Below are 9689 nucleotides of genomic sequence, written 5' to 3' on the forward strand. Positions count from 1 at the left end.
AACAAAAAATTGCTTCATACATGAAAATGAACTTGAGGGACGACGCCTAAGCCTTATTCATCAAACGGGCGCAAAAGTTGAACAAATGATGGGCTGTTTCCAGCAGTCCATTATTTGATTTTTAACTCCGATATATAGGCAGTATAGTTGCAAAAGTAAATAACATTTTATGTTAGAATAATAGTCGAAACTGATTAAAAGAGGGTAATAATAAGTTGGAGTTTTTAACGGAAAAACTAATATACATAGCTTTATTTATTTTTATCATTCATTCTATTGAAACGCTCGCCTATGCTGTAAGATTATCGGGTGCAAGGGTAAAGATGATCGCATCAGCTTTATCTCTTTTTAATATAATGGTGATGGTTTCAAGATTAGCGAATATGATGCAGCAACCTTTCACTGGAAGTTTAATTGACACTGCGCCAAGTAATAATGCACAAGAATTTGTAGAAACACAATTTCGCTTTCTGATAGGTGCATCAACATTTGGAACAATTCTCGGAATGTTTTTACTTCCTTCTTTTATAGCTTTATTTTCAAGGGCAATCATTCATTTATCTCAGGAGAAAGGCTCCGTTCCATCGTTATTTAAAAGAATATTTTCCTTTCAGTATATAAAACGTGGCATAACACATTTTAATTTACCAAAGTTTTCATACCTAAAAGATACTAAAATCAAAGATATCCCAATAAGATTATTTTTGGTGAATATGATCATAACCGCAATATATACAATTGGTGTGTTATCTGCATTATATGCAGCATTACTAGCACCAGAGCGTGCATCAACAGCTATTATGGCATCGGGGTTAATAAATGGTATAGCAACAATACTGTTAGTTATATTTGTTGATCCAAAGGTCTCTGTCATCGCTGATGATGTTGTTAATCAGAGGGGAAGTTATCAAACACTGAAAAATATTTCCTTGATGATGATTACATCAAGACTATTAGGAACATTGCTGGCACAATTGTTCTTTATACCGGGTGCAAAATATATTGCTTGGTTTACACAATTTATAGTTTAAAATTATTAAACAAACGGGCGCCTATCTGGAATAAAGGCGTCCTTTCTTCTGACAGTTAATGAAAAGTGAAACATATTTGTAAAATTAATCGTAATTAATGTTATTCAAGTAAAAAAAGGGGAGAAGAGGTTTGAAGCGTACTGCAGGAATTACCTTGAGAATTATTGGCCTTGCACTTCAGCTACTTGTAATTATTTTTCTGGTATCCTTTTTGTCCTTTTTTAACTTTCAATTTCCTGAAATGATGTCTGAAAAGTTTGTACCATGGTTGGCGTGGTTTATAGTTGCAGTTCATGTTGTTGGGTTTATCTGAAGGAAATTAAACTATAGGAAAATAAAAATTGAGGAATCATAACAATTAGTCAACAGATGTTTTGGGGAGTGTAAAAAAGTATGAGTTGGTATGTATTAATCGTATTGATTATTGGATCTATTCCTATCGGTATGTTTGTAAACCAGGGAATAAAACAAAACAACGGTATTATTGACAAAATAGATAAGAAAAAACCTATTCTTGTATATGTCATATTAAGTTTACTCGCATTAATAGTTCATGTTTACATGTATAATGAACATGGAATACCTATATTTCCAGCTTTTTATAATATAAAATATATGCTTCTTGTTATTTTTCTTATCTTTGGGATTCTAACAGTGATAACTTTAATTGTAGATATTAGGAATAAAAAAATGTGGATGATTATCCTATACGGCACAGTTATAGGACTATTATTTTTTGTATGGCTTATGCCGATAGGAAAGAAAATCACATATACTACTTATAAAGGTGAGGCTATCAAAGAATTACAAGACAATGAAGACGACTTTTCTATGGTTTGGGCAGTTCAAACGGACGATTGTATGAGTGCCAAAAACTGTCATGATAAAGACTTTTATAATACATTCTATATAAAAAATAGTACAGATGACACACATAAACTTAAAGCAAAAATTAAGGCTTATAATGAAGAGGATGAAATAATGGAGACCGTCACTACAGATATACATACATTGGGTCCAGGGGAATCCACATTATTAACAACGGAAGAAACAAATAAAAAAGCAAGCATATGGGATCAATATTCCTTTGAAACAGAAAAACTGATGGACGGTTACTGGTATGAAATTTGGGCAGTTGATTAAATTGTTTTTTTGCAGCTTAGGAATCAAAGGTTTAGGGAAACAATACATCTTTGGATGTAGCTAAACTGGTTAAAGTTGATAGAAACTTTTAAGTATAAGGGGGATAAAATCAGTGAGAAAGCATTCTCCATTAGGTAAAGTAGTTTTTTGGTTAGGCTTTTTACTTTCTGTCCTAGGAATAGCGTTTAATGATTCGCTAGGAATGATTACGGATGGTCCAGATATTTTTTCATTTTTTTCTGTACCCGCGATTATAACTGGTGTGATTTTGATTATTGTTTCGAACTTCTTTAAAAATAGAGATGATTAGTCCAGTTTTCTTCAGCAAAAATTATTCAATAAAAGGGCGCCGTTCGACAAGATATGCTATAAGCGCTTTGAAGCGTGAAATGCAGAGGATTACTTTAGTTAATCCAAACTTTACAACGGAGGATGGGAATGACGGAACCATGTTTCCCGAAACCATCCCGTCAATACTCCTGCCTGCGTCATGACTGACAGGTCATGGGGTTTGAGGAACAGGTAGATTCGGCAGAACGAAGGCTGAAGCCACTCCATAGGAGAAGGTATGCTAACGGATATGCCGCACGGCTGAAAAACTGGATAAGGTGAGAATGTTCTCGTGAAAGGGGACTGACGAACTTCCGAATGTACGGGTCTAAAGTTTGAACATAAGGAAACCTTATGGGTCATCCAACGATGGCGTGAGTGGTGTAGAGTAAAAATGCGCCCTCTGAAATACGCTATACCGGACAACGGCGGTATCCAGCTCACAGGCTTATAGGAAGCACCTACGTCCAGAATAGATAGCTACGTTGTAAGGCACTTGGAAAGCAAGGAACGTTGGAACAAGGACTGTCATCTGAAACGGTTGCTATAAGGCTTATGCCAAAAAGCATTTATCCTTGTGAGGGTAGGGGCACGACTGATGAAGCTTCTGTAATGGAAGTGGAGGAACAGCCCCAAGTCTAGCGAATGGAACGATGGTTTTCCAAGCGTTCATCGCACCGATCGGGTAGGAATGTGTGACTTTACACAGTGCGAGCTTTCAAACACAAGGTTTGAGTGACCTTTTTGTTTGAAGGTAACGAGGAACTTATCATCTAGTAGATTCAGTTAGAGGGAGCGCGGAGTGCGGGGAAACTTGCACGCTCCTTGTTGAGCAGGGGAAAAGCTGGAGATAACTTCAAAGGCTTACCTATTGCTGACAAATCCGGAATAAGAACTCCATCCCTTTTTGGATTATTAAGGAGCATTAGTTGAACAATTGAAAGCCATATTAGGGGGGATATATAGATGCAAAACCATGAAGGCGAAGAAATGTTAACAGGAGGTAATGTCTCCAACGTTTATCGTTCTGGAGATACTGTGCGACGGGAGTTAAATCCAGATAGCCCGAAAATCCATAAGCTATTAAAGCATTTGGAAGATAAAGGTTTCAGTTATGCACCAAGGTTTTTAGGTATTGATGAAAAAGGAAGGGAGATATTATCCTTTATCGAAGGCGAAGCCGGTAACGATCCCTTAAAGGAATACATGTGGTCTGATGATGTTTTAAAGGATATAGCAAAGATACTCCGTCTTTATCATGATGCTGTGAGTGATTTCCCATTTTCAGATGACTGGAAACCAATAGATAATGCTCCAAACACAGCGGAGGTATTATGCCATAATGATTTTGCTAGATACAATATTATTTTTAATCATAAAAAACCAATAGGAATTATTGATTTTGATGTTGCCGGACCTGGCCCAAGACTTTGGGACATAGCTTATACTCTCTATACTTGTGTTCCTTTAAGTAGATTTTATCTCTCCGAAACAGGTGAAGAAGTTTATTATAAATCACAACAGCATGCCGACTGTGTAAAACAAAGGGTTGCATTGTTTTTTGAATTTTACGGTGAAGAAATAAAAGAAGATTATTTGAAGATGGTATTGCTGCGATTGGAAGGGTTATGCAAAACAATTACAAGAAAAGCTAGTGAAGGTGATATTGCTTTCCAAAAGATGATAGATGAGGGGCATCTTGAACATTATCAAAATGATATTAAATTTATTCGTGAACATGGAAAAGAGTGGATTTAGGGACGGCTTATTGTTCAACCGTTGGCTATGAACATTCTTCCTCAATACGATCGGGCGCCTTTCTGGAATAAGGAGTAGCGCCCATGCTTCATATAAGAGCCATTTTGCGGAGAAGATGATCTATTTTTGAAGTGAAACGTCCTTGAGTTTTTAGGTCTGTTATGATGAGTAATACGATGTTATGTAAGCGTAAACAGAAGAACAATAAAAAACGGATGGGGGAATATTAATGTACACAACAGAAGATCTAATTAATGACTTTGAAAATTTCAACCTCTATGTAAATTCATTAAGAACAATGGAGGAAGCCCTTTTCTTTGAGCCTATTGCTGAAGGGAAATGGTCTGCAGCTGAGATTATCAGTCATATATCATATTGGGATAAATACATACGTAAAGAAACATTGCCACAAATGAAAATAAATGCTGCCATCAAAAGTATTGATTTTGACCCTCTTAACAAACAAGCAGCAAATTATGCATTGTCTGGAGTATCTCGGCAACATTTACTTCATAAACAACTGGAAGAAAGAACGCAGCTTGTATCTGATTTAAGGAAAAAGAATGAGAAAGAATTTTTTGCCACATTTTCACTGAATGGGGAAGAAGTGGATCAGTATTCAGGCTACCCGCATTCCATTTTTAATTATATAGCGGCGTTTATATGGCATGATAATCATCATAAGCAGCAAATTGATGGATTTTTGAAAGGAAAAGGTGTGGAATTGAAAGTGTAATAACAACAATATAAAAGGTAAGCATCATAGTTATTCCTTGCGCTATGGTAATGGGTGAATAACACGACACTTTTGTGTGAAATGTACTTGGATTTGTATATTACTGTCTTCAATTATCGGGCGCGCTAATCGAATAAGTGCGTCCTTCTGAATAGGGCCATTATGCTAAAAAGGGGGGATCATCTTTAAAAGAAAATGTACTATTTTATTCGCAATCGTATTAATTGGATTATTACCTGCGTGTAGTTTTGACGATGATAAAGCAAATGAAATTGAAACGGTAAGTTCTTATTTCAAAGGAACAATTAAGAAAATTAACGGAAACAGTGCAGTTGTTTCTGCTAAAATATTTGAAGGTAACCCAGAAGTTGACGTGTTCGTTGACCTTTCCGTGAACAACGATAAAACTTTCCAAGTTGGTGATAAAATAAAAGTAGGATTTGATGGTAAGATTTTGGAATCAAATCCTGCTCAAATTAATACACTTTCTGTTGAACTGATTGAGTAATAATGTAGAAAAATTCTTCCGTAGTTGGGCGTAATCCGGAATAAGACTTGGCGTCCGTGTCATAAATTTAACTTGAATAACACTGATATCTTAAAGTGGTTGGGAGTGAAGTGATGATTTTGCAACAATTTTGGAAGAACTTCCGCTTACCGTTACTTGTGGGGGCAGTATTCGGACTTGTCGGATATTTTTTAATAACCCATTATGCTAATCCCCACGAAGGAGCCTTAGGTGGATCCATTCTTTTCGGATTTTGGATGTTTTGTTTTCCTTTTGGTATGCGTATTATGAGTACTGTTACGGAAAAATTAAATCAAGGAACTCGTTTACGGATACCGTTAATTGTTTTAATTAGAATGCTAAGTACGGTTTCGATTTCTTTAGTTTTTGCCCCAATCTTTTTTGTGATTCAGATTATTATAATGCTGGTTCAATTTTGGAAGATAAATAAAGAAGAAATAGTTCATTAAACGGGCGCTTATCACGAATAAGGTGAGTGCCCTTTTTTATAGAAAAAGGATTGATTTAATTCTTAGAATTTGAAATGATTGGTATCATTCTAAAAGGCCACTTAATGGAATAAAGAATTATAGTACGAGGGAGTGATAATATGTCTGCTAAAACAAAAGAATATTTAAAAGCAGGTATAATAGTTCTGATTCTTATACTATTAATATTCACCTTTAATTTACCAAAAGACATCCTCTTTAATCTGGCGATAATTATTCCTATTGTTATATTTTTAAATGAAGTATTTCCTCATAAGAATAAGACTAAAGGTGGAAGGAAAAGAGAGTACATCACTGCAATTTTATTTTTTCTAATCTTTGCTACTCTTACTTTTATCTTTGACTTGCCTAAGAAACTATATTTCTTTTTTGGGATTACGGCTGTTTCTTTTATTATACTTTATGAATTATTTAATTTGAAAAATGATAAAGAGAATACGGCATAAAATTGTACTGCAATAGAGGGCGCGAGAATTGAATTGGGGGGAGTAAGAAATTCAGTATCTAAAATTGAGGGCAAAGCATTATGTAAGTGTTATAATCGGTTTGATTATTGGATTTTTTATTTCTCAAATAATGACTGGAGAATCGGAGTTATTAAATGTCATTATATTGATTGGTATTGGTTTGGCAATAGGGGAACTTTTTGTCTTTGTAAGGTGGTTCCGCCAAAAACCAAATACACCCAAAAACTAATAAACCGTTTATATTAAACAGCTTTTTGTGAAGCAATGTACTTAAGCAATATATATTGCCATTTAACGGAATAAATTATGTTAAAATTGAATCAACTTAAAAGCCAAAGAAAGTAGGGGTTTAACATGGGCTTAGCTTTAGAAGTTGCGCGTGTTTTTCTGCCTGTTGTAATAGTCGGCGGGATTGCAGTATTTGTAGTCTTAAAAATGAAACGTAAATATAAGAAAGGTACCTTTGGTAAGAAAAAATCAAAAGGTGCTCAAAATTTATTAGATAGTTTAATACCATTCGGAATGATGATTGGTTGTGCTGTTGCTGTACTTCTTAGCATATTTGCACCAATTTCCTTATTGTCTACAATTGCTTGGGGACCTGGGGTAGGTTTGTTATTTGGATATTTTGCTTATGAAATTTACAGCAAAAAAGAAGAAAGTCCTTCATAATAACTATCTTCCAGAAACGGGCGCCTTTCTGGAATAAAGAAAGGAGTCCTTACTTGCAAGAATTGGATAATTTTTCGGGTGAAAGCAGGGATTTTATCCTTTTTAGCGAATTCAATGTCGAAAGAAACTAATTAAAGGAGTTGGTGTGTTGTGAGTGGGATTTGAAACAAAACACAGAAATAGGGATTTAGAAATTCCAAAACATCGTCAAATTTTATTAAATACAATCGAACAGGATTTGCTAAGTGATGAAAATATTATAGCTGTTTTTTATGGCGGTTCAATAGGAAATCAAAATACAGATTTATATTCTGATATAGATCTTCGTATAGTTGTCAAAGATGAAGTGTTTGAAGAATATAGATTGAACAAAAAGCAACGAGCTAAAAAATGGGGGAAGGTTTTATTCTTTGAAGACTTTCCTTGGGCAACATACAGTATTGCTCACTTTGATTCCTTTATTAAAGTAGACACCTTTTACTTTAAAATAAAAGACATTAAGCCGTCAGTTTGGCTTCAAAATATTAAAATTGTCCATGATACTAATGGATTGGTGAATGATGTACTAGAAAGGTCGATGAGTTTATCCTATAAGCCAAATGTTGAAGAAATAGAGATTTGGAGAACAAAATTTTTTGCTTATGTTCATGAAGCATACAGAAGAACAATGAGGAAAGAAGTGTATTATGCCCTACAATGTTTAGATAACTTACGAATGTCAATGGTAACTGCTTGGTATATGGAAACAGGAATCCAACCCAATACATTTGGAGATTGGGCAAAAATAGAAGGGCAAAGAAGTAAACTGCAAGATTGGCAATTATCACTTCTCGCAGATTGGCATAGTAGTCGAGAACCAAATGAAATCCTGAACGTAATAAAAAGTATAGTACCCGAATTTATAAAAGTCCATAACAGTTTATGTGAAAAATACGAAATTGAAGAAAACCCTGAGAAGGTAAATGAAATTTTAGATATGGTTTTGTGATGTAAACTAAGGCATTTTACAATTTTTTACTGTTAAACAATCGGGCGCGTTTATCGAATAACGCGTCCTTTTTACATTTTAGGACCAGGTTGTTGAACAAGAATAATTGAAAAAAGAAGGAAATAATTATTCCATTTTATGTTAAAATGAAATAGCCTTCATAATTCTTATAAAAGGAGGCAAATTGTATTCTCATAATAATTGGCGCTCTTTCTTTGTGAAAAAGGCCATTTTGTTGAAAAGCTTTTGTTTTTAAAGAAAATGATGAACTTGAAAGGAAATATGCTGAAAGTGAAGGTAAAGCATATATGGGGTATTAGAGAATGTTATGGACGTATTTTATTATTTTTTTATTAGCAGCAATCCCTTTTTTTGAGGTAGCAATGATAGTACCGATTGCAATTATCGGTGGTATTCCAGCAATCCCAGTTATTATTATTGCCTTTTTAGGGAATTTATTAACGTTAGTTTTACTTATTGTGTTTGTAGACTCAGTTCGCAATTGGCGTAAGAAGAAAAAAGGCAATAAAGAAAAAAGTGATTCTAAAAATAAACGTGCGAAGAATATTTGGGATAAATACGGTTTGCCTGGCTTAGCATTCATTGGGCCGTTTTTTGTAGGTAGTCATTTAACAGCACTACTAGCTGTCTCATTTGGCGGTACACGTTCAAAAACCTTAGCATTAATGACAGCTAGTATCGCATTTTGGGCAATTTCACTTGGTAGTGCAGCTTATTTGGGTTTTGACTTTCTAGTAAAAGATGATGATAATTTTGGTTTTATCACAAGACTTTTAAATCAATAACAAACATTGTTCCATTAGCGGGGGCAATAGTCGAGGATCACTATTATTGGCTTTTAAAATTATCTTGGAATCAAGTATTCTGTTATCGGGCGCTTATCCGGAATAAATAAAATTTGATAACTCCCAAATTTTATAATCGGACCAATTTTCCATGTTTGCAAATTGGTCCGATGATAGTTCTGTTGATGGTTTATTTTAAAATTGTTGCCATAAAGGCAATGCCCAATCAGGTAGATGATTAACTTCAAAAGTTATTTTACCATTATTTATTTCTAATATAATTTCTCCATCGTCTTTACTGTTGTCAATTAAAATTAGGTTATCGATAATAGGGGCATATTCGTACAGGTGTTTAAATGAAGTTTGGTTTCTTCTGAGAATATCTTCACTTGGTATAGGATGACCACCGTTTTTTACTCTCATTGCAACTCTTTCAATATTTTTACTAACATTATTGAGTGCAATGTAAAACATAGTCACTTCATAACCATATACTTTGGCTTTCGCTATTTATTTAAGTGTATTCTTTCCAGCAAGGGTTGTTTCAATTGAAAAATCCTTACCTTCCTTTATATATTGATTAACTGATTTAATGACTTCTTTCCCGCGGTAACTCTTTTTGCAGTTGGATTTTCTGGATCCAATCGTCGTGCAATAGCATCGGCATCAATGTTGATATCAACACCAATTTTGTCGATAATCAAATTGCGAAAAGTGCTCTTACCACTACCGTTATTACCT

At 34.5% G+C, this 9689-nt stretch carries 13 protein-coding genes; 12 read left to right on the forward strand and 1 reads right to left on the reverse strand.

Annotated elements, in window-relative coordinates; translation table 11 throughout:
- Positions 1–215: 215 nt before the first annotated feature.
- From ABD010_RS10260 to ABD010_RS10310, 12 genes are all read left to right on the forward strand, one after another.
- A complete protein-coding gene (locus ABD010_RS10260; RefSeq protein WP_343812681.1) occupies positions 216–1031 on the forward strand; it encodes a lipid II flippase Amj family protein in 816 nt (271 codons plus the stop codon).
- A 130-nt stretch (positions 1032–1161) separates the two neighbouring features.
- Positions 1162–1344, forward strand: coding sequence for a hypothetical protein (locus ABD010_RS10265; RefSeq protein WP_343812683.1), 183 nt, complete (start codon positions 1162–1164; stop codon positions 1342–1344).
- A gap of 80 nt (positions 1345–1424) precedes the next feature.
- The gene (locus ABD010_RS10270) at positions 1425–2174 is read left to right on the forward strand and encodes a hypothetical protein (RefSeq protein ID WP_343812684.1); all 750 of its coding nucleotides are present in this window, start codon (positions 1425–1427) and stop codon (positions 2172–2174) included.
- A 112-nt stretch (positions 2175–2286) separates the two neighbouring features.
- Entirely contained in the window at positions 2287–2484 is a 198-nt protein-coding gene (locus ABD010_RS10275) for a hypothetical protein (RefSeq protein WP_343812685.1), read from the forward strand.
- Positions 2485–3470: 986 nt separating this feature from the next.
- Entirely contained in the window at positions 3471–4262 is a 792-nt protein-coding gene (locus ABD010_RS10280; RefSeq protein ID WP_343812687.1) for a phosphotransferase, read from the forward strand.
- Positions 4263–4491: 229 nt separating this feature from the next.
- Positions 4492–4998 (forward strand): DinB family protein, encoded by a 507-nt coding sequence (locus ABD010_RS10285; RefSeq protein ID WP_343812688.1) that lies wholly within the window; start codon positions 4492–4494, stop codon positions 4996–4998.
- A gap of 373 nt (positions 4999–5371) precedes the next feature.
- Entirely contained in the window at positions 5372–5506 is a 135-nt protein-coding gene (locus ABD010_RS18365; RefSeq protein ID WP_390350853.1) for a DUF3221 domain-containing protein, read from the forward strand.
- A 113-nt stretch (positions 5507–5619) separates the two neighbouring features.
- Positions 5620–5976: a hypothetical protein gene (locus tag ABD010_RS10290; protein WP_343812690.1), complete on the forward strand. Its 357-nt coding sequence runs from the start codon at positions 5620–5622 to the stop codon at positions 5974–5976.
- Between the two features lie 140 nt (positions 5977–6116).
- Complete coding sequence (locus tag ABD010_RS10295) at positions 6117–6461, forward strand: hypothetical protein (protein WP_343812692.1); 345 nt, start codon at positions 6117–6119, stop codon at positions 6459–6461.
- A 375-nt stretch (positions 6462–6836) separates the two neighbouring features.
- Positions 6837–7154, forward strand: a complete 318-nt coding sequence (locus ABD010_RS10300; protein WP_343812694.1) for a hypothetical protein — start codon at positions 6837–6839, stop codon at positions 7152–7154.
- A gap of 154 nt (positions 7155–7308) precedes the next feature.
- Positions 7309–8142 carry a nucleotidyltransferase family protein gene (locus ABD010_RS10305; protein WP_343812696.1) on the forward strand — a complete coding sequence of 278 codons (834 nt, stop codon included), beginning with the start codon at positions 7309–7311 and terminating at the stop codon, positions 8140–8142.
- Positions 8143–8465: 323 nt separating this feature from the next.
- The gene (locus ABD010_RS10310; protein ID WP_343812698.1) at positions 8466–8948 is read left to right on the forward strand and encodes a small multi-drug export protein; all 483 of its coding nucleotides are present in this window, start codon (positions 8466–8468) and stop codon (positions 8946–8948) included.
- A gap of 195 nt (positions 8949–9143) precedes the next feature.
- Here ABD010_RS10310 and ABD010_RS10315 read toward each other — a convergent pair whose 3' ends face one another.
- Complete coding sequence (locus ABD010_RS10315; RefSeq protein ID WP_343812700.1) at positions 9144–9422, reverse strand: hypothetical protein; 279 nt, start codon at positions 9420–9422, stop codon at positions 9144–9146.
- Positions 9423–9689 lie beyond the last annotated feature (267 nt).

Origin of the sequence: Virgibacillus siamensis (assembly GCF_039522605.1) — a bacterium.
GTDB classification, from domain to species: Bacteria; Bacillota; Bacilli; order Bacillales; family Amphibacillaceae; genus Lentibacillus; species Lentibacillus siamensis.